We start from the raw sequence: 18,832 nt of genomic DNA on the forward strand, positions 1-18,832 counted from the left end.
GTCTACAGTCCATGACAACAGCAATTGAACGCGTTCAAGGGAGGGTGGGGCATGGACCTCACTGTTGTCGCGTACGTCATCTACCTGCTCATCAGCGTGGCGCTCACCATCTGGGTGGCCCGCACGCTCAGCCGCAACGGCAAGGTGTTCCTCGCCGATGTGCTGCACGGGAACGAGAAACTCGCGGATGCCGTCAACCACCTGCTGGTGGTCGGCTTCTACCTGGTCAACCTGGGGTTCGTGACGCTCTACCTGAAGAACTCCGAATCGGTCACCGACGCCCGCGGCCTCTTCGACGCGCTCTCGGTGAAGGTCGGCGTCGTCCTGCTCGTCCTCGGGGTCATGCATCTCTGCAACGTCTACGTGCTGAACAGGATCCGCCGCCGGGGAATGATGGAACGCGAGCACACCCCGCCCGTGGCGCCGCAGGGGTGGACACCTCCGGGCCCCGGCCCGTGGACCGCTCCCGCCGGCAAGGCGTGAGGGCGAGGCCATGACAGCCCGGACAGCCGGGCGGCGGCAGTCCGTCACCCGGCTCACCGTCCTCTACGACGCGCAGTGCTCGCTCTGCGTCCATCTGCGGCAGTGGCTGATGAGGCAGCGCCAGCTGGTCCCGCTGGATCTGGTCCCGGCCGGCTCCGCCGAGGCACACCGCCGCTTCCCCGGTCTCGACCACTCCGGAACGCTGGAGGAGATCACGGTGATCGGTGACGGGGGCCAGGTCTACCGGTCCACGTCCGCGTGGATCGTCTGCCTCTGGGCGCTGGCCGAGCACCGGCCGAAGGCCCACTGGCTGACCACCCCGGCCGGCCGCCCCTTCGCCAGGGCGACCGTCCTCGCCGCCGCGAAGTACCGCTCGCTGACGGCGGCGCCCTGCGGGGCGGACGGGGGCGGCGGGGAGTGCGCGGTGCGGGGGCCGGAGCCCGGCACACGGTGATCCCGGATACCCTCGGGACCGTGGTGAAGGAAGAGAAGGACGTGAAGGAAGTCAAGGCTCCCAAGAGCGAGCAGACCCGCACACTCATCCTCGAAACCGCGCTCCGGCTCTTCCAGGAACGCGGTTACGACAAGACGACGATGCGGGCCATCGCCCAGGAGGCCGGTGTCTCCGTAGGGAACGCGTACTACTACTTCTCGTCCAAGGAACACCTCGTCCAGGGCTTCTACGACCGGATCGCCGCCGAGCACGAGGCGGCGGTCCAGCCGGTCCTGGCCGGCGACCAGGACCTCGCGGTACGCATCCGCGGGGTCCTCCTCTGCTGGCTGGACGTGGCGGAGCCGTACCACCGCTTCGCCGCCCAGTTCTTCAAGAACGCCGCCGATCCGGAGAGCCCGCTCAGCCCCTTCTCCAACGACTCCGTCGCGGCGCGGGACGCGGCGATCTCCATCCACCAGCGCTGCCTGGCGGGCGCGGACACCAAGGTCGATCCCGAACTGGCGGAGCTGCTGCCGCAGCTGATGTGGCTGAACCAGATGGGCCTGGTGCTGTACTGGGTCTACGACCGCACGGACAACGCGGACCGCAGCCGCCGCCTCGTGGAGCGCACCGCCCCGATCATCGCGCGGGCCATCGCGCTGTCCCGGTTCCGGGTGCTGCGGCCGCTCGTGCGCCAGGTCCACGCGGTGCTGGAGGAGTTCCTGCCGGGTGCGACGGGGCACACGCCGGAGCGGCCGCCCCGTTGACGCCGGAGCGGCCGCTCCTGTTCGTTCCGTTCACCGGTCCGTGACGGACCGTCAGATCCAGCCGAGTTCCCACAGCCGCCAGATGCCGGTGCCGTCCGAGAGGTACTGCGAACCGGCCACGTCGGGCTTGGCGAGGACGTAGTCCTTCTTCTGCCACAGCGGGACGAGCGGCACGTCCTCGCCGACCAGCTTCTGGAGGTCCTTGAAGTCGGCGGAGGTGCGGCTGCGGTCGCTGAACTGCAGCGTGTCGCTGATCAGCTGGTCCATCTTCTTGCTGGTGTAGCCGTTGTGGAGGCTGGTGTCGCGGCCCACGAGCGGCTGGCTGAAGGTGTCGGGGTCCGGGTAGTCGGGGAGCCAGCCGACGGTGTACATGTCGTACTTGCCGGCCGCGTAGCCCTTCTGGAACGCCGTCCACTCCACGGACTTGATCGTCACCTTGAACAGCCCGTCCGCGTTCAGCTGACGCTGGATCTCCTTGCTCTCCGGCGTGTACGAGTCGCCGGTACGGTAGGCGAAGGTGATCGGGAGCGGCAGCTGGACGCCCGCTTCCTGGAGCAGCTTCTTGGCGCGCTCGGGGTCGGGCGACGGGTACTCGTCGAAGAACGGGGTGCTGTGCCCGATGTAGCCCTGCGGGATCAGCGAGTAGAGCGGCTCGACGGTGCCCTGGTAGACCTTGGTCACCAGCGGCGCGCGGTCGATGATCGACGCGATGGCCTGCCTGACCCGCTTGTCGGCAAGCGGCGAACCGGCGCGGACGTTGAAGACGAGGTTGCGGATCTCGGCGCTGTCCGCCTCCGTGACGCGCTGATCGGCGTCACCGGGGTTCAGCTCCGCGAGCGCGGACGGCGGGAGCTGACGGTGCGTGACATCGACCTGCCCCGACTTCCAGGCCGCCAGCAGGTCGTCCGACTGCTGGTAGTAGCGCACGGTGACCGGTCCACCGGTCTTCTTGAGCGCGCCCTTGTACTTGCTGTTCGGCACCAGTTCGGCCTTGGAGCCCGGCTCGTACGACTTGAGCACGTACGGCCCCGAGCCGCTGACCTTGTTGTCGGACCGCAGCTTGCTCTCCGAGTAGGCCTCCCGGTCGACGATCGAACCGGCCCCGGTGGCGAGCTTCTGCGGGAAGGTCGCGTCGCGCGCGGAGAGGTTGAACGTGATCATCCGGCCCTCGGTCACCACGTTCTTGAGGGTCGGGAACAGCACCGAGGGACCGACGTCCGTCTTGATCCTGAGCATCCGCTCGAAGGAGTACTTGACGTCCTCCGCGGTGATCTTCCGGCCGTTGGAGAACGACAGGTCGTCACGGAGCTTGCACTGGTACGTCTGGAGCTTCCCGCCGAGGAAGCCGCAGCTCTCGGCCGCGTCCGGCTCGGGGACGATCGCCCCGGACTTGAACGTCATGAGGGACTGGTAGATGTTGCTGTACATCGCCCACGAGCCGGCGTCGTACGCTCCCGCCGGGTCGAGCGAGGTCACTATGTCGGTCGTGCCGACGGAGACCGGATCCTCCTTCGCTCCGTCCGAGGGAAGCAACTGCCAGGCGCCGACGCCTGCGATGACCAAAACCGCGAGAATCGCGAGAATCCGTATTCGGATCGACCGCATTGCCGTGCTCTCCCTTAACAGCCCCACCTCGGTGTCGCGCTCAGATACGCAGATCACCGCACGTTCGCGCTCAGCCAATCACACGATTTTCACATCTGGAAGAGGAAATCAGGGATACATAGCCTTTTGTTCGTTACTTGAAACCTTCGACGATAGGCCGAATACAGAGGGTTGGTGGCCGGTCACCGAATTCATCCCGGGGAGGCGGACTAGGCACGCTTGGAAGCGAGTTCGACGACGGTGATGTCCGAGGGGGCGCCGACCCGTACCGGCGGACCCCAGGCACCCGCGCCGCGCGTGACGTACAGCTGGGTGTCGCCGTAGCGTTCGAGACCGGCGACCGTGGGGTTGGACAGTTCCGCGATGTAGTTGCCCGGCCAGAGCTGGCCGCCGTGGGTGTGCCCGGAGAGCTGCAGGTCCACGCCGTGCGCGACGGCCTCGTCGATGAGGACGGGCTGATGGGCCATGAGGACGGCGGCCCGTGAGCGGTCCCGGTCGCCCAGGGCGCGGCCGAAGTCCGGCCCCTGTCCCTCGCTCTCGCCCCCGATGTCATTGACCCCGGCCAGATCGAAGCCGTCGATCTCCACCCGGGCATTCTCCAGCGGGTGCATCCCCAATTCCCTTACGTGGTCCACCCATTGGGCCGCACCGGAGTAGTACTCGTGGTTGCCGGTGACAAAGAACGCGCCGTGCCGGGAGCGGAGGCGCGCGAGCGGCTCCGCGGCCGGACCGAGATCCGCGACCGATCCGTCGACCAGGTCCCCGACGACCGCGATCAGATCGGGCTGGGTCCGGTTGACCGTGTCGACGATCCGCTGGGTGTGCGCCCGGCCCAGGATCGGGCCGAGGTGGATGTCGCTGACCACGGCGATCCGGAAACCGTGCGCGGAGCGGGGCAGCCGGGCCAGCGGGATGGTGACGCGCTTGACCCTCGGACCGCGCAGCACCCCGTACGTGCCGTACCCGACCGTACCCAGCCCGGCGACGGCCGCGGCGCCCCCGACGGCCCGCGCGACGAAGAGCCGTCGCGAGGCAGTGGCGGCGGAGTCGGCGGAGGTGGCAGCGGACTGCGGGGAGGGCGGTGCGGGCGGCGCGGGACGTAAGGGCGGTGCGGCTGTCCTGGTGCCGGCGGCGGCTCCGGCGCGCTCGGCCTCCGGCGTGCGCGCCGGCTCGGCCCCGGGCGCGGTCGCGCGGCGCGCGAGCAGCCGGCGCAGCAGCGGCCGTACCGCCTCGCCGACCAGCAGGGCCAGGGTCAGGTAGAGCAGCGCGGCCAGCCACAGGTAGCCCGGCCAGGCCAGCACCTGCTGGAGCCGGAACGGCACCCCAGAACGGCCGGAGACCAGGGCACCGACGCTCAGCAGCGGGAGCACGTACGCCGCCACCGTGCCCGCCCGGCGCAGCCGGCTGCCCGCGGCGGTCGTGTCACCGACGAAGCGGCGCCACACATAGCGGTGCACGGCGACGAGCAGCGCGAGGGCCACGATCGCCAGCAGAGCGAATCCCATGACTGCCACGTGCGCTGCGCCGCCCTTTTTGTCCTTATTCGGTCCGTGCGAGGTGCCGGGCTGCTATGCGGACCGGTCGCGCAACGCCCTGACGCCACGGAACCCGATCACGCCAACCGCCGTCCCCAGGAGAAAGGACGTGATGGCGAGCAGCAGATGCACCCAGAAGTACGCAGTAGGGTCACCCGCGTCGTCGAAGGCGAGACCGCTGCCGTCCTTCCACAGGTTCTTGACGAAAGTGATCCAGATGAACCAGCTCCACACCCCGAAAGCGAGCAGGAACCAGGAGACGGGGCGGCTGAGCTTCATGGACTCAGTATCTCCGGCTCGTCAGGGCCGGCTCGCCCGGGGTGGGCTGTCCTGGCGGTACGCACGGCGGGTCATACCGTCGGTGCCTATTTTCACATCAACTGCATGTACGTTTTCGACCGTGTCAGCTCTCAAAAAGACCGCACTGGCGGTCACCTCTGCCGCTCTGCTGTCCACTTTCGCCGTCGTCAGCCCTGCCTCGGCGGCCGCCAAGGACACCACCGACGACGCGCCGAAGCCGCCTGCGGGCATGTCGCGGGTCGGTGGCGAACAGCTGGGCCTGTCCGGCACCCAGGTGAATCTCGGACCCGGGGCGCCGGTCCTGCCCAAGGACCTGACCGGCAGATCGTGGATGGTCTCGGACGCCGAGAGCGGTGAGGTGCTGGCCTCGCACAATCCGCACTGGCGGCTGCCTCCGGCCTCCACCCTGAAGATGCTGTTCGCGGACACCGTGATGCCGGCGCCGGCCCTGCAGCCGAAGACCCGGAAGTACACGGTGAAGGACGACGACCTCGCGGACATGGGCGAGGGCAGCAGCCTGGTGGGGGTGAAGGAGGACCTCAGCTACACGGTGCACGACCTGTGGCTCGGCGTCTTCCTGCGTTCGGGCAACGACGCGGTGCACGTGCTGTCCGCGATGTACGGCGGCATTCCGAAGACCGTCCACGACATGAACAGCCACGCCGAGGAGCTCCAGGCCCTGGACACCAACGTCGTGTCGCCCGACGGCTACGACTCTCCCAAACAGGTGTCCAGTGCGTACGACCTGACCCTGTTCGCCCGCAGCGGGCTGCAGAACGCGGACTTCCGGGAGTACTGCTCGACCGGCACGGCGGAGTTCCCCGGCAAGAAGGAGAAGGGCGAGAAGCGGGAGGAGTTCGGCATCCAGAACACCAACCGACTGCTCACCGGCGCCGACGGCGTCACCCCGTACAAGGGCATCGCGGGCGTCAAGAACGGCTACACCTCGCACGCGGGCAACACCTTCACGGGTGTCGCGGAGCGCAACGGCAAGGTGCTGCTCGTCACCGTGATGCACCCGTCGTCCGAGGAGACGCACTCCGTCTACAAGGAGGCGGCGAGTCTGCTCGACTGGGGCTTCAGCGCGAGCGGCAAGGTCACACCGGTCGGCGAGCTGGTCCCCCCGAAGTCCGAGATGCCCGACAGCGGCGCGGGCAAGGGCGCGGAGGCCGACGGCCCCACCGCCAAGGCCCAGCACGGCGCGGCGAAGACCACGAAGGCCGCCGCCACGAGCGGTTCCGGCGGGGTCGGGATCGCGCTGGGCATCGTCGGCGGGGCGCTGGTACTCGTCGCCGGGGCCGTATACCTGGTCAACCGGCGCTGGCCGCTGCCGGACCTGGTGCGCCGCCGCCCCCGCCCCTGACCCGGCCGGCCCTGACCCGGCCGCCCGGGGCGTCCGAGGTGCCCGAGGTGTCCGGGCCCGCGTCGCCCTTCACGGGCTGCGGCTTCTCGGCGTCCTTGCTCGGCGTCGCCGTCCAGGCGGCGCAGAACAGCAGCAGCTTCGCGGTGAAGTTGATCCACAGCAGCAGGGCGATCGGCACGCCGAACGCGCCGTACATGCTCTTCGACGCGACGCCCTTCATATAGCTGCCGAGCAGCAGCTTCAGCAGCTCGAAGCCGACCGCGCCGATCAGCGAGGCGACCACCAGACGGCGCCGCGGCGGCTCGACGCCGGGCAGCAGCGTCAGCAGGTAGAGCAGCAGCAGGAAATCGGCGCACACCGCCACCGCCAGGGCCGCGATCCGCAGCAGCACACCGCCCGCGCCGTCTTCCGGGATGTTGAGCAGATCAGCGACCCAGCCGACCGCGACGGAGCCGACCGAGGAGATCGCCAGGGTCACCAGGGCCGCCCCGCCCAGGCCGAACAGCACCCCGGCGTCCTTGAGCTTGCGGATGACCGGATTGCCCTCGTCCAGATCGTCCATGTCCCACACCGCGCGCAGGCAGTCCCGCATCGAGCCGATCCAGCCGATGCCGGTGAAGAGCAGCAGCGCACCGGCCACAAGGCCGACCGTGCCCGCGTGCGCCACCAGATCGTCGATGCCGAGCTGGTCGGAGATGCCAGGGACCTGCTCGGCGACCTTGTCCTCGATCTTGTCGAGCTGACGGTCGGAGAGCAGCGCGGCGCCGATCGCCGCGGCGACCGCGATCAGCGGGAAGAGCGCCAGGAAGCTGATGAACGTGATCGCAGCGGCGAGCCGCGCCCAGTGGACCCGTACCAGCGTTTCGTAACTGCGCCAGACGTGCGTCTCCATCAGCCGGGAGACGAGCGGCCCGATGACGGGGAGTTTTTTGAGCCAGTCCATGAAGTACGACTACCCTCCCCGCCACCGAAAACCGGCGTCCGGTCGGCCGCGTAGGAGATGACACCCTTTCAATCACCCATTTCGGTGAGTGTTGTAACAAATCCCTCAAAGGTGTTTTCTCGGGCGATACGGTCACCCTCATGTCTGTCGACACCGTGTCCCTGACCGGCTGGGGCCGCACCGCCCCGACGACCGCGCTGCGCTTCCGCCCCGGTAGTCACGAGGAAGCGGCGGCGACGGTACGCGGCTGCGGGCCCCGTGGCTCGATCGCCAGAGGGCTGGGCCGGGCGCACGGCGATTCGGCGCAGAACGCGGGGGGCTCCGTCCTCGACATGACGGCGCTGGACCGCGTCCTCGCCTTCGACGCCGGGACGGGTGAGGTGGTGTGCGAGGCGGGCGTGAGCCTGGACCGGCTGCTGGAGGTGTTCCTCCCGCTCGGCTGGTTCCTGCCGGTGACGCCCGGCAGCCGGTACATCACGGTGGGCGGCGCGATCGGCTCCGACGTCCACGGCGACAACCACCGCTTCGCGGGCTCCTTCTCGCGCCACGTCGTACGGTTCGAACTGCTCACCGCCGACGGCGGAATCCGTACGGTCCGGCCCGGCACCCCGCTCTTCGACGCGACCACCGGCGGCATGGGCCTGACCGGGGTGATCCTCTCGGCCACGCTCCGGTTCCACCCCGTCGCGACGTCCCTGATGTCGGTCGACACCGAACGGGCCGCCGATCTGGACGACCTGATGACCCGCCTCGCCACGGCCGGCGAGCACCAGGGCTACGTGTCCGCCCGGGTCGACCTGACCTCGCGCGGCCGGGCGACGGGCCGGGGCGTACTGACCCGTGGGGAGCACGCCCCCTTGGACGCACTCCCAGCGCACGCCCGACGCACACCGCTCGCCTTCCACACCGCCCACCGACCCGCCCCACCCTCGCTCGTACCGGATCGCGTCTCAGATCTCGTCTCGGGTCTCGGCTCGGATCTCATCTCAGATCTTGTCTCGGGCCTCGGCTCGGGAGGGCTGGTCGGCCGCGCTTCGGTGGCCGCCCTGGCCGAACTCCGCCACCGCCGGGCGCCCCGGTCCCGCAGCGGTGAGCTGCGGCGGATCTCCGCCTTCTTCCATCCGCTGGACGCCGTTCCGCACTGGAGCCCGGTCCTGGGGCGCGGCGGCCTCGTGCACTACGAGTTCGCCGTCGGCCACGGACAGGAGGAGACGCTGCACCGGATCGTCCGGCAGCTCTCGCAGCGGCGGCGCGCACCGTTCCCCGCCGTACTCCGGCGGTTCGGTGCGGGCGATCCCGGCTGGCTGTCGTTTCCGCTGCCCGGCTGGGCGCTCTCCCTCGACCTGCCGGCCGCCCTGCCGGGGCTGGCCCGCTTCCTCGACGGCCTGGACGAGGAGGTGGCTGCCGCGGGCGGCCGGGTCTGCCTGACGAACGACTCCCGGATCCGCCCGGACGTGCTGGCCGCGATGTACCCGCGACTGGGCGATTTCCGTTCACTGCGTGCCGAGTTGGATCCGGACGGCGCGTTCAGATCGGACCTCTCGCGCCGGCTCTCGCTCTGACCGACGCGCCGCCCGCACCTCTCCGCTTCCCCCGCCTTCTTTCCCTCCCCCTCCCCAAGGAGCGTTTCCGTGAAGGATGCATTCGGTGCCCCGCAGTCCTTGCTCGTCCTAGGCGGCACATCGGAGATCGGACTCGCCACCGCACGCCGCCTGATCGCCTGCCGCACCCGCACGGTCTGGCTCGCCGGGCGCCCCTCCCCCGCCCTGGAGGCGGCGGCGACCGAGCTGCGCGGGCGCGGCGCGTATGTCCGTACCGTCGACTTCGACGCGCTGGACACCGAGTCGCACGAGACCACCCTCGGCAAGATCTTCACCGAGGGCGACATCGACATGGTGCTCCTGGCCTTCGGTATCCCCGGCGACCAGGAACGTGACGAGGAGGAGCCGCTCTCGGCGGTCCGGGTCGCCCAGACGAACTACACGGGAGCCGTCTCCGCCGGGCTGGTGTGCGCGGGCGCACTCCAGGCGCAGGGGCACGGCTCGCTGGTGGTGCTGTCGTCGGTGGCCGGGGAGCGCGCCCGGCGCGCGGACTTCATCTACGGGTCGAGCAAGGCGGGCCTGGACGCGTTCGCCCAGGGGCTCGGGGACGCGCTGCACGGCACGGGCGTGCACGTGATGGTCGTACGCCCCGGTCCCGTGCAGTCGGCCGGTACGGCGGCCGAGGTGCCGCTCGCGACGATCCCGTTCACCCGGACGCCCCTGGTGACCACGCCCGACGCGGTCGCGGCCGCGATCGTGACGGGTCTGCGCCGCCGCTCGGAGACGGTGTGGGTGCCGGGGGCACTGCGGGCGGTGATGTCGGCGCTGCGGCATGTGCCGCGCCCGCTGTTCCGGCGGCTGCCGGTCTGATCCGGCCAGCCCCGGGCTACTGGCTGGACCGGCCCAGGGCTACCGGCTCAGGGGTGGAGCGAGGGCGCGTCCACGGAGCTGCCGCTCTGCGTGGGGAGGGCGGGCGCGCCGCCGCCATCAGTGAACGGGAACTCGTTGATCTTGCGCCAGACGCTGTCCGGGCCCTGCTCGTACAGCGCGAAGGAACCGCAGGTCCAGACGGCCTCGTAGTCGCTCAGCTCCGCGTACGCCCGGTCCATCGCCTCTTCGGAGATGTCGTGCGCCACGGTCACGTGCGGGTGGTACGGGAACTGGAGCTCGCGCACCAGCGGCCCCGACGCGTCCCGGACCCGCTTCTGCAGCCAGGAGCAGGCCGAGGCGCCCTCGACGACCTGGACGAAGACGACCGGCGAGAGCGGGCGGAAGGTGCCCGTGCCGGACAGCCGCATCGGGAAGGGGCGGCCACCGGACGCGATCCCGGCGAGGTGCGCCTCGATCGCGGGCAGGTGGGCCGCCTCCGCCTCGGTCGGCGGAAGGAGGGTGACGTGGGTGGGAATGCCATGTGCGGCAGGGTCCCCGAAGCTCGCGCGCCGCTGCTGGAGCAGGCTGCCGTAGGGCTCCGGGACCGCGATCGAAACGCCGAGCGTTACGGTCCCCACGTCGTTCTCCTCAATCCTTGATGGTCTGTTTTCAGCCACTGACGGCCGCAAGCTTTACGCCGCCAGTGTGCCGCCTGTGGAGGTGGTACCGCCAGGGTCCTTGGACTCAGTGCTTCGCGGGCAGAAGACCCATGCGGTCATAGGTCCGCGCCAGGGTCTCGGCGGCGACGGCCCTGGCCTTCTCCGCTCCCTTGGCCAGGATGGAGTCCAGCGTCTCGGTGTCGTCGAGATATTCCTGGGTGCGGGTGCGGAACGGTGTGACGAAATCGACCATGACCTCCGCGAGGTCGGTCTTCAGCGCACCGTAGCCCTTGCCCTCGTACTTCTGCTCCAGGTCGGCTACGGACGTGTCGGTGAGCGTCGAGTAGATGGACAGCAGATTGCTCACGCCGGGCTTCTCCGCCGGGTCGAATCGGATCACCGTGTCGGTGTCGGTGATCGCGCTCTTCACCTTCTTGGCGGTGACCTTCGGCTCGTCGAGGAGGTTGATCAGGCCCTTGGGGTTCGCCGTCGACTTGCTCATCTTGGCGGACGGGTCCTGGAGGTCGTAGATCTTCCCCGTCTCCTTGAGGATGTACGGGTCCGGCACGGTGAACGTGTCGCCGTAGCTGCCGTTGAACCGCTCCGCGAGGTTGCGGGTCAGCTCCAGGTGCTGGCGCTGGTCCTCGCCCACCGGGACCTGGTCGGCCTGGTAGAGCAGGATGTCCGCGACCATCAGCATCGGATAGGTGAAGAGCCCGACCGTGGTGCGGTCGGTGCCCTGCTTGCCGGACTTGTCCTTGAACTGAGTCATCCGGGCCGCCTCACCGAAGCCGGCCAGACAGTTCATGACCCAGCCGAGCTGGGCGTGCTCGGGGACATGGCTCTGGACGAAGAGCGTGCAGCGGTCCGGGTCGACCCCGGCGGCGAGCAGCTGGGCGACGGCGAGCCGGGTGTTGGCGCGCAGTGCCGCGGGTTCCTGCGGGACGGTGATCGCGTGCAGGTCGACGACCATGTAAAAGGCGTCGTGGGACTCCTGCAGGGCCACCCACTGGCGGACCGCGCCGAGGTAGTTGCCGAGGTGGAACGAGCCTGCGGTGGGCTGGATTCCGGAGAGCACACGGGGACGTTCAGAGGCCATAGGAATCATTGTCTCAGGTACGGAACCGATCTCGGGCAGCCGGTGTATGAAAGGTGTGAGGACGCAGGAGGGGGCCCTGCAGCCGGGCCGGAAGGGGGGCCGCGCCATCGATGACGAGGGTGCGGGCCGCGCTTTCGCGCCCGCCGGAGGGCGGAAGAACCGGGCGCCGGACGGTCCGGTCTCCGAGGCGGCGGTGATCGCGCGGGTGCGCTCGGGCGAGGCCGAGGCGTACGCGGAGCTGGTGCGCGCGCATACGGGCGCGGCGCTGCGTGCCGCGGTCGCCTTCGGCGCGGGGGCGGAGGCGGAGGATGTGGTGCAGTCCGCGTTCTTCAAGGCCTACCGCTCGCTGGGGAGCTTCCGCGAGGACGCGGCGTTCCGGCCGTGGCTGTTGCGGATCGTCGTGAATGAGACCAGGAACACAGTCCGCTCGGCCGGCCGGCTGCGCGCGGTGGCCGGGCGCGAGGCGGGGCTGCGGGAGGCCGATCCGCTGATACCGGACGCGACGGATCCGGCGGCGGCCGCACTGGCGGAGGAGCGGCGGACGCTGCTGATAGCGGCGCTGGACGGGCTGGGCGAGAAGCAGCGCCAGGTCGTCACCTGCCGCTATCTGCTGGAGATGGACGAGGCGGAGACGGCCCGGACGCTGGACTGGCCGCGCGGCACGGTGAAGTCCCGGCTGAACCGCGCGCTCAAGAAGCTGGAGAAGACCCTCGGGGCGCTGGGCCCCACCGGACCCTTCGCTCCGCTGGGCGCGGTCGATACGCACGAGGTGGGCCCGGCTGTGCCGGCACAGCCGACGGAAGGGGGTGACGGGAAGCGTGAAGGACGCCGGGGATGAGAGTGAGCCGGAGCGGCAGGACGGCCGGGCACGGCTGCGGGCCGAACTTCTGGCGCTGGGGCGCGGTCTGGAGGTTCCGGAGAGCGACGGGCTGACGATGGCGGAGCGGGTGCTGGCGCGGATCGTCGCCGAAGGGGTGCCCGCTCCCGCCACCCCGGCCCTGCGGGAGCGGGCCAGGGTGTGGGTCCGCCGCCGCGCCCGGCTGCTGGCGGCCGCGCTGTCGGGCCTCTTGGTCGTGCTGGTGCTGACGCCCCCGGTGCGGGCGGCGGTCATGGACTGGTTCGACTTCGGCGGGGTCGAGGTGCGGTACGACCCGTCGGGGCCTGCCGCCGGACGGGCGGGGGGACCGGTACCGGGGTGCGCCGCCGAGCCGGTGGCACCGGCACGGGCGGGCGGGCTGGCCGGTTTCCGCCCGCTGGTGCCGGAGGAGCTGGGCGCGCCGGACGCGGTATCGCTGACCCGGCTGCCGGAGGGCCGCTCCATGATCACGCTGTGCTGGCGGGAGGACGGCCGGACGGTCCGGCTGGACGAGTTCGCGTCGGCCCTCGATCCGTACTTCACCAAGCAGGTGCGCGAGCAGCCGGAGTGGCCGACGGTCGGGGCGGCGAGGTGGACGGCCTCTGGTTCGCGCGTCCGCATCTGCTGAGCTTCGGCATGATCACCGCGGACGGCACGCGGTGGAAGCGGTCGCAGGGGACGGCCGGGCCGACGCTGCTGTGGATCGGGGACGGGCGGGTGACGCTCCGGCTGGAGGGCGTGTCGTCGCCGGACCGCGCACGGGAGATCGCCGGCTCCACGGACTGATTTCCGGGGGCCCGATTCGGGGGCGCGAAAGGGGAACCCGCAGGCGCCGAGCGGTGTATCAGAGGTGACGCGGTGCGGACGAGCCGCACCGGCAGGAATGAATAAAGAAGATGACTGGGGGAAATCATGCGGCAGCTGATGGGCCGGATCTCACGAGGGGCGACCGCGCTGACGGCCATGCTGGCAGCCGTGCTCGGGCTCGGCCTGGTCCTGGCGCCGAGCGCGTCGGCGGGCGGTCCGACGAGCATGCTGGTCACCTCACCCGACACCGGCCGCACGACCGCACTGCCCGTCACCGACAAGCGCTTCGACGAGCTGGGCCGACTGCTCGGTCCATCCGGCCGGGGAGACACGGAGCGCCCACCGAGCCTGGACGAGGCGGTGGGCACGAGGCAGATCAACATCACCTGGATGACCCTCGACATCACCCCGGCCAGGATCGACCGCGTCTTCCCCGGCGACGACCCGGACACCGTATGGATACACACGGCCACGGAGATGCCCACGACCTACCGCGGGTACTGGCACCGGGCGGCGAAGCCCAAGGAACTGCTCGCGCTCTTCACCGATCTCGAACTGCTGGGAGAGCGGAGCAACAAGTCGGGATACACGGCGCTGTTCCCCCGGGATTGGGAGGACACCGCCGCCTACCCGGCCCAGGACGCCGGAGCCACGGCGGCAGCCCCTTCGCCCGCCTCGTCCTCTGCGCCCTCCACCGACGGCTGGTGGTGGGCGATCCCCGGGCTGGCGGCGGGCGTGGCACTCGTGCTGGGCGGCCAGTGGTGGACGCGGCCGCGGGAGGGCGGGCCAGGAGCGAGCGGCCGGGGCGGAGAGGTCACCGGGACCGGGCCGCGTCAGCAGCTGCTCGATCTCTGAGAGGACGGTTCGCGGCTCGTCAAGAGCTCCGTAGTCACCCGACGGTGTGAGCCAGGGCAGGATCCGCTGAACTGCTGTCCGTGATCCGTGGGAGCAGGACGACGCCTTTGAGCGCTTTGGCGACCTGTGGGGCAAATTCAGGGTATCGGACCCAGATGTACCAGTTGCCCGCCGCTACGATGGTGTGGTTGTACGGGGCCTCGCGCCTGCTGGCGATGGCGCTGCCAATGTCGTTACGGCTGAATTTGGCGGGGTCGAGTACATGGATCTCGTTCTCCACCTTCACTCCTTTGACTTCGGCCAGGCAGTCGAGTCCCGAGCCGAAGTTGGCCCGCGCGCGGCGGAGGAGTCCGCACTCAAGGCCCCCGTCACCCATGGCCTTCACCACATCGTCCGCGGTGGCATACACAGGCTTGGTGGGAACGTTGCTGGGCATGGGAGTGCGCGGACGGGAGCTGTCACTCTGCGTCGGGTCGCAGCCGGTGAGAGTGGCAGCGAGAGCCATAGCCGTGACGATGAGACTGATCTTCCTCATGTACTCAATTGTTCCCAGGGGGTGTTGGCGCTGGTCCGGGGCTGGGTGACGGCGTGCCCGGTTCGGGGTCACCGCTGCCGGTCCCTGTCGTGGGACCGCCCGCCGCGTAGATCGGCTCGATGGAAACATGGTGTCCGGCGGGTGTATCCGACTCCAATTGCCGGATCGCCTTGGCACGCTCTTCGTCGCTCAGCGCGTCCCAGGCCATCGCGTCATCGAGATGAGGTTGGAGCTTGTCCCAGTTCTCGCCGCGGACCTTGATGTCGGCGCCTCGGGCTCCGGACTCGTCACCGTTCTGTTCGTTCTTCTCCCGGACATCCGGAGTGTCCGCGGCATAGAGCGTGAACAACTGCTTGTCGGTATCAGCGCCATAGGGCTGCTCCTGCAACTCCTTGAGGTAGAAGGCGCTCAACCGGATGTCCTGATCGGGATTCTCCTCGATGTACTTGGTGAGCTGAGAGTCGTTGAGATCTCCGAGATAGGTGCCGTCCGAAGAGGTGAAGCGTTCCTGGTTATGGCCGATGATCGTCCTGGCGGTCTCCAGCTTCATATGCGTGATACCAAGCGACTTGTCCGGCTTGATCGTCTGCTGAAGAGTCCAGTCGAAGATCCGGCCGAACGAACTCAGTGGCCCTCGCAGGCTGGGGTTGTGGTTCTGGTACCACTGCTGCTCCTGCCAGACGATGGCGAGCAGCAGTTTTCTGCTCATCCCCGTCTCGCGGGCAGCGCTGTCCACCGCGGCCAGCTGGGCGGGCGACACGTTGATGGGATGCAGCCCGTCAGTTCCACCGGCCAGACGCAGCGCGATGCTTAAGGGGCTGCCTGCGTCGAGCGCCTCTTTGACGAGCTTGGGGTCGGTGATGTCCGTGAGACCTTCGACGGTCCGCAGGGCGCGTGCCGCATCGGTATCGGCACGGCTTGCCTTCGACAGAGCATCGTCGATGATGCCCTGAGCATGCATCAACGGTTCCAGGTGTTCAGTGCTTCCTGTCGGTACGGCCACGGTCTTGGCCAGCTGCACCCGCCCGCTGTCGTCGACTTTCAGTTCGTGGGTGCTGGCGTAGTCGAGTGCGCCGGTCAGGTCCCGCTGTGCGTCGGTGATGTCGTCGGCCAGGCCGTCGTAGGCCTTTGCCATGGCGCGTAGGGCCATGGCTGCCGCGTCGTAGTCGTCGGCGTGCTTGACGAAGCGGCCGCGTGCCGCGCTTCCGGTGTCGCCCACCCAGCACCGCCGGAGCGTGGCGGCGACATCATCCCGGGCGTACGAGCCGATTCCTTCGCACTGCTTCGCTGCTGCGATGGCGTCGTCGGCGGCATCCCGCCACTTTCCGGGCTGGGCGCTGCTCAGTTCGCTGACGGAGACCATCAGGCATCCTCCAGCCAGTCGGCCTGGGCCCTGAGCCGCTGGGCAAGGGATACATCGTCGGTGATCTGGCTGTCCATCGCCTTGGTCAAGGCGGCGGCAGCGTCCTCGACAAGATCGCTGAGTTCGTGCAACCGCCTCTGCCAGGCGGCCACGCAGTCGTTGCTCACAGGGCCGGCAAGCCAGCCGGGGTGCAGCTTCCCCACGGCTTCAGCGTCGTCGAGCTTCGACTTCTCCTTGGCTTCGGAGTTCGCCGTGCGAATTCCGGATGCCTTGGTCCGTATCGGCCCGTCCGCCAGCCCCAGGTCGGCACCCGTAACGTTCAAAGCCGATACGGGCCCCGGCTCGGCAGAGGCAAGCCGCATCGGCACTGCCTGCTCGCGGGGCCTCGCGTCCGCCTTGAGCCGTGACTCTTTCTCTCCTAATGACATGCGTCCCCCTTTGCACATGCACCACAAACTGCAGAGTGATGTAACGCTACCCGTGTGGTCTGCCGGCGCAAGAAACCTTTCGGCCTCACGGCTGCGGGGAGGGGCGGGACTCCTCTAACGCACTGCCCCCTGGAAGGGAATCGCGGGCGCGCCGTGAAGTGAAGGTTTCCTCGTGGGCGATCCGAGCGACGATACAAAGTGGGCACACCAACCCAATCCGCACGACGAACGGAGATCCCGTGTCGACCACGGAAAACGCCATCGCCTCCGCCGATGCGCACAGCGCGCACAACTACCATCCGCTGCCCGTCGTCGTCGCGACGGCGGAGGGTGCCTGGATGACCGATGTCGAGGGGCGGCGCTATCTCGACATGCTCGCCGGCTACTCCGCGCTCAACTTCGGCCACGGCAACCGCCGTCTGATCGACGCGGCCAAGGCTCAGCTGGAGCGGGTGACGCTGACCTCGCGGGCCTTTCACCACGACCGCTTCGCCGACTTCTGTACGCAGTTGGCCGAGTTGTGCGGCATGGAGATGGTGCTGCCGATGAACACCGGGGCGGAGGCCGTGGAGACGGCGGTGAAGACCGCCCGCAAGTGGGGCTACCGGGTCAAGGGCGTCCCGGACGGCATGGCCAAGATCATCGTCGCCTCGGACAACTTTCACGGCCGGACGACGACGATCATCAGCTTCTCCACGGACCACGAGGCCCGCGCGGACTTCGGGCCGTACACGCCGGGGTTCGAGATCGTGCCGTACGGGGATCTGGCCGCGCTGCGGGCCGCGATGACGGAGAACACCGTGGCGGTGCTGCTGGAGCCGATCCAGGGCGAGGCGGGGGTGCTGGTGCCGCCGCCCGGCTACCTCCCCGGGGTGCGGGAGCTGACCCGGGAGCGGAATGTGCTGTTCATCGCGGACGAGATCCAGTCGGGTCTGGGCCGGACCGGGAAGACGTTCGCGTGCGAGCACGAGGGCGTCGTGCCGGACATGTACGTGCTCGGCAAGGCGCTCGGCGGCGGCGTCGTGCCGGTGTCGGCCGTGGTGTCATCGGCCGCTGTGCTCGGGGTGTACCGGCCCGGGGAGCACGGTTCGACGTTCGGCGGCAATCCGCTGGCGTGCGCGGTGGCGCTGGAGGTCATCGCGATGCTGCGGACCGGTGAGTTCCAGCAGCGGGCAACGGAGTTGGGCGACCACCTCCATCAGGAGCTGGGGCTGCTGGTGGGCGGGGGCGCGGTGGAGACGGTGCGGGGGCGCGGGCTCTGGGCGGGAGTCGACATCGCCCCCGGCCACGGCACGGGCCGGGAGATCTCCGAGAAGCTGATGGACCGCCGGGTGCTGGTGAAGGACACCCATGGTTCGACGATCCGGATCGCCCCACCGCTGGTGATCACCAAGGAGGACCTGGACTGGGGGCTGGAGCAGCTCCGCGAAGTCCTGCGCGGCTGACCACCGGGACCCCTCCGGCGCTCGGGACCCCAGTAGAGTCCCCGTGTGCTCCTGGGGATGATTTGCGCGCTCGGTTCAGCGGTCTGCTTCGGCACGGCCTCCGTCCTTCAGGCCGTCGCCGCGCGGGCCGCAGCCGAGCCCGGGGCCGGGGCGGGGGTCGATCCGGCGCTGCTGCTGCGGGCGGTACGGCAGTGGCGTTACGTCGCCGGGCTCGCTCTCGACGGCCTCGGCTTCGTGCTCCAGATCATCGCCCTGCGCTCGCTGCCCATCTACGCGGTCGGCGCGGCGCTGGCCGCGAGTCTCGCCGTCACCGCCGTCGTCGCCGCCCGCCTGCTCCAGGTGCGGCTGAGCTCGACCGAGTGGACGGCCGTCGCCGTGGTCTGCGCGGGCCTGGGCATGCTGGGGCTCGCCTCCGGCGGCGAGGGCCATCTGTCGGGCTCGGACGCGCTGCGCTGGTCGATGCTCGGCATCGCGGTCGCCGTCCTGCTGATCGGTACGGCGGCGGGCCGGCTGCCCGAGCGGGCCCGCGCGCTGGTGCTGGGGCTCGGCGCGGGCTGCGGGTTCGGCGTGGTGGAGGTCGCCGTCCGGCTCATCGACGACGTGTCACCGGCCGCGCTGCTGACCAACCCCGCCACGTACGCGCTGCTGGTGGGGGGCGGTTCGGCGTTCCTGCTGCTCACCTCGGCGCTGCAACGCGGCTCGGTGACGACGGCGACCGCCGGAATGGTCCTGGGCGAGACGATCGGGCCCGCGCTGGTCGGCGTCATCTGGCTCGGGGACCGTACCCGCGAGGGTCTCGGCTGGCTGGCGATCACCGGTTTCGCGGTGGCCGTCGCGGGCGCCCTGGCCCTGGCCCGCTTCGGCGAGGCCCCGGCACAGGACGACGCGACGGGCGACGCGCCTGCGGTGAGCCCGAGGTAGGGAGCCAGCGGGGCCGGGGCCGCC

21 protein-coding genes are annotated in these 18,832 nt (G+C 69.7%); 12 read left to right on the forward strand and 9 right to left on the reverse strand.

Going from position 1 to position 18,832, the window contains the following annotated elements:
- The first annotated feature begins 51 nt into the window (after positions 1-51).
- From RLT59_RS13560 to RLT59_RS13570, 3 genes are read left to right on the forward strand one after another with little or no spacing between them, the layout of a single operon-like run.
- Positions 52-483: a hypothetical protein gene (locus RLT59_RS13560; protein ID WP_311303645.1), complete on the forward strand. Its 432-nt coding sequence runs from the start codon at positions 52-54 to the stop codon at positions 481-483.
- Between the two features lie 10 nt (positions 484-493).
- A complete protein-coding gene (locus RLT59_RS13565; protein WP_311303646.1) occupies positions 494-937 on the forward strand; it encodes a thiol-disulfide oxidoreductase DCC family protein in 444 nt (147 codons plus the stop codon).
- Positions 938-957: 20 nt separating this feature from the next.
- Positions 958-1,683, forward strand: coding sequence for a TetR/AcrR family transcriptional regulator (locus RLT59_RS13570; protein ID WP_311303647.1), 726 nt, complete (start codon positions 958-960; stop codon positions 1,681-1,683).
- Between the two features lie 51 nt (positions 1,684-1,734).
- Here RLT59_RS13570 and RLT59_RS13575 read toward each other — a convergent pair whose 3' ends face one another.
- The 3 genes from RLT59_RS13575 to RLT59_RS13585 all read right to left on the reverse strand — a co-directional run bounded on the left by RLT59_RS13575 (position 1,735) and on the right by RLT59_RS13585 (position 5,102).
- The gene (locus tag RLT59_RS13575; RefSeq protein ID WP_311303648.1) at positions 1,735-3,288 is read right to left on the reverse strand and encodes an ABC transporter substrate-binding protein; all 1,554 of its coding nucleotides are present in this window, start codon (positions 3,286-3,288) and stop codon (positions 1,735-1,737) included.
- A 209-nt stretch (positions 3,289-3,497) separates the two neighbouring features.
- Entirely contained in the window at positions 3,498-4,793 is a 1,296-nt protein-coding gene (locus tag RLT59_RS13580; RefSeq protein WP_311303649.1) for a metallophosphoesterase, read from the reverse strand.
- A 63-nt stretch (positions 4,794-4,856) separates the two neighbouring features.
- Positions 4,857-5,102 (reverse strand): SCO4848 family membrane protein, encoded by a 246-nt coding sequence (locus RLT59_RS13585; protein ID WP_079193131.1) that lies wholly within the window; start codon positions 5,100-5,102, stop codon positions 4,857-4,859.
- Between RLT59_RS13585 and RLT59_RS13590 the strand changes: the two genes are divergently transcribed.
- Positions 5,041-6,486: a D-alanyl-D-alanine carboxypeptidase gene (locus RLT59_RS13590; RefSeq protein WP_311303650.1), complete on the forward strand. Its 1,446-nt coding sequence runs from the start codon at positions 5,041-5,043 to the stop codon at positions 6,484-6,486. The two genes, RLT59_RS13585 and RLT59_RS13590, sit on opposite strands and share 62 nt — an antisense overlap.
- Here RLT59_RS13590 and RLT59_RS13595 read toward each other — a convergent pair.
- A complete protein-coding gene (locus RLT59_RS13595) occupies positions 6,434-7,429 on the reverse strand; it encodes a YihY/virulence factor BrkB family protein (protein ID WP_311303651.1) in 996 nt (331 codons plus the stop codon). The genes RLT59_RS13590 and RLT59_RS13595 overlap by 53 nt on opposite strands.
- Before the next feature lie 140 nt (positions 7,430-7,569).
- Here RLT59_RS13595 and RLT59_RS13600 point away from each other — a divergent pair, with 140 nt between their 5' ends.
- Together RLT59_RS13600 and RLT59_RS13605 are read left to right on the forward strand one after the other, a co-directional pair.
- Positions 7,570-8,991: an FAD-binding protein gene (locus RLT59_RS13600; protein WP_311303652.1), complete on the forward strand. Its 1,422-nt coding sequence runs from the start codon at positions 7,570-7,572 to the stop codon at positions 8,989-8,991.
- A 69-nt stretch (positions 8,992-9,060) separates the two neighbouring features.
- Complete coding sequence (locus tag RLT59_RS13605) at positions 9,061-9,840, forward strand: decaprenylphospho-beta-D-erythro-pentofuranosid-2-ulose 2-reductase (protein ID WP_311303653.1); 780 nt, start codon at positions 9,061-9,063, stop codon at positions 9,838-9,840.
- A 47-nt stretch (positions 9,841-9,887) separates the two neighbouring features.
- Here the strand turns inward: RLT59_RS13605 and RLT59_RS13610 are convergent, their stop codons facing one another.
- Both RLT59_RS13610 and trpS read right to left on the reverse strand, forming a co-directional pair.
- Complete coding sequence (locus RLT59_RS13610) at positions 9,888-10,478, reverse strand: 2'-5' RNA ligase family protein (protein ID WP_311303654.1); 591 nt, start codon at positions 10,476-10,478, stop codon at positions 9,888-9,890.
- Positions 10,479-10,584: 106 nt separating this feature from the next.
- Entirely contained in the window at positions 10,585-11,598 is a 1,014-nt protein-coding gene (trpS, locus tag RLT59_RS13615) for a tryptophan--tRNA ligase (protein ID WP_311303655.1), read from the reverse strand.
- A 46-nt stretch (positions 11,599-11,644) separates the two neighbouring features.
- On the opposite strand from trpS, the gene RLT59_RS13620 reads away from it, so the two are divergent.
- The 4 genes from RLT59_RS13620 to RLT59_RS13630 all read left to right on the forward strand — a co-directional run bounded on the left by RLT59_RS13620 (position 11,645) and on the right by RLT59_RS13630 (position 14,116).
- On the forward strand, positions 11,645-12,436 hold the full coding sequence (locus tag RLT59_RS13620; protein ID WP_399125374.1) for an RNA polymerase sigma factor: 792 nt from the start codon (positions 11,645-11,647) through the stop codon (positions 12,434-12,436).
- The gene (locus RLT59_RS13625; RefSeq protein ID WP_399125376.1) at positions 12,417-13,082 is read left to right on the forward strand and encodes a hypothetical protein; all 666 of its coding nucleotides are present in this window, start codon (positions 12,417-12,419) and stop codon (positions 13,080-13,082) included. The genes RLT59_RS13620 and RLT59_RS13625 overlap by 20 nt, the downstream gene beginning before the upstream one ends.
- 8 nt (positions 13,083-13,090) lie before the next feature.
- On the forward strand, positions 13,091-13,240 hold the full coding sequence (locus RLT59_RS39350) for a hypothetical protein (protein ID WP_399125378.1): 150 nt from the start codon (positions 13,091-13,093) through the stop codon (positions 13,238-13,240).
- Between the two features lie 126 nt (positions 13,241-13,366).
- Positions 13,367-14,116 (forward strand): hypothetical protein, encoded by a 750-nt coding sequence (locus RLT59_RS13630; protein ID WP_311303657.1) that lies wholly within the window; start codon positions 13,367-13,369, stop codon positions 14,114-14,116.
- 34 nt (positions 14,117-14,150) lie between these two features.
- On the opposite strand, the gene RLT59_RS13635 is transcribed toward RLT59_RS13630, so the two are convergent.
- From RLT59_RS13635 to RLT59_RS13645, 3 genes are read right to left on the reverse strand one after another with little or no spacing between them, the layout of a single operon-like run.
- Positions 14,151-14,651, reverse strand: a complete 501-nt coding sequence (locus tag RLT59_RS13635) for a hypothetical protein (protein WP_311303658.1) — start codon at positions 14,649-14,651, stop codon at positions 14,151-14,153.
- Positions 14,652-14,655: 4 nt separating this feature from the next.
- On the reverse strand, positions 14,656-16,014 hold the full coding sequence (locus tag RLT59_RS13640; protein ID WP_311303659.1) for a hypothetical protein: 1,359 nt from the start codon (positions 16,012-16,014) through the stop codon (positions 14,656-14,658).
- A complete protein-coding gene (locus RLT59_RS13645; protein ID WP_311303660.1) occupies positions 16,014-16,442 on the reverse strand; it encodes a hypothetical protein in 429 nt (142 codons plus the stop codon). The genes RLT59_RS13640 and RLT59_RS13645 overlap by 1 nt, the downstream gene beginning before the upstream one ends.
- 239 nt (positions 16,443-16,681) lie before the next feature.
- Here RLT59_RS13645 and rocD point away from each other — a divergent pair, with 239 nt between their 5' ends.
- Both rocD and RLT59_RS13655 read left to right on the forward strand, forming a co-directional pair.
- Complete coding sequence (gene rocD, locus RLT59_RS13650; RefSeq protein WP_311303661.1) at positions 16,682-17,887, forward strand: ornithine--oxo-acid transaminase; 1,206 nt, start codon at positions 16,682-16,684, stop codon at positions 17,885-17,887.
- Between the two features lie 57 nt (positions 17,888-17,944).
- Complete coding sequence (locus tag RLT59_RS13655) at positions 17,945-18,808, forward strand: DMT family protein (RefSeq protein WP_311303662.1); 864 nt, start codon at positions 17,945-17,947, stop codon at positions 18,806-18,808.
- Positions 18,809-18,832: the final 24 nt, after the last annotated feature.

The sequence above is a fragment of the Streptomyces sp. ITFR-6 genome (genome assembly GCF_031844725.1).
Taxonomy (GTDB): domain Bacteria; phylum Actinomycetota; class Actinomycetes; order Streptomycetales; family Streptomycetaceae; genus Streptomyces.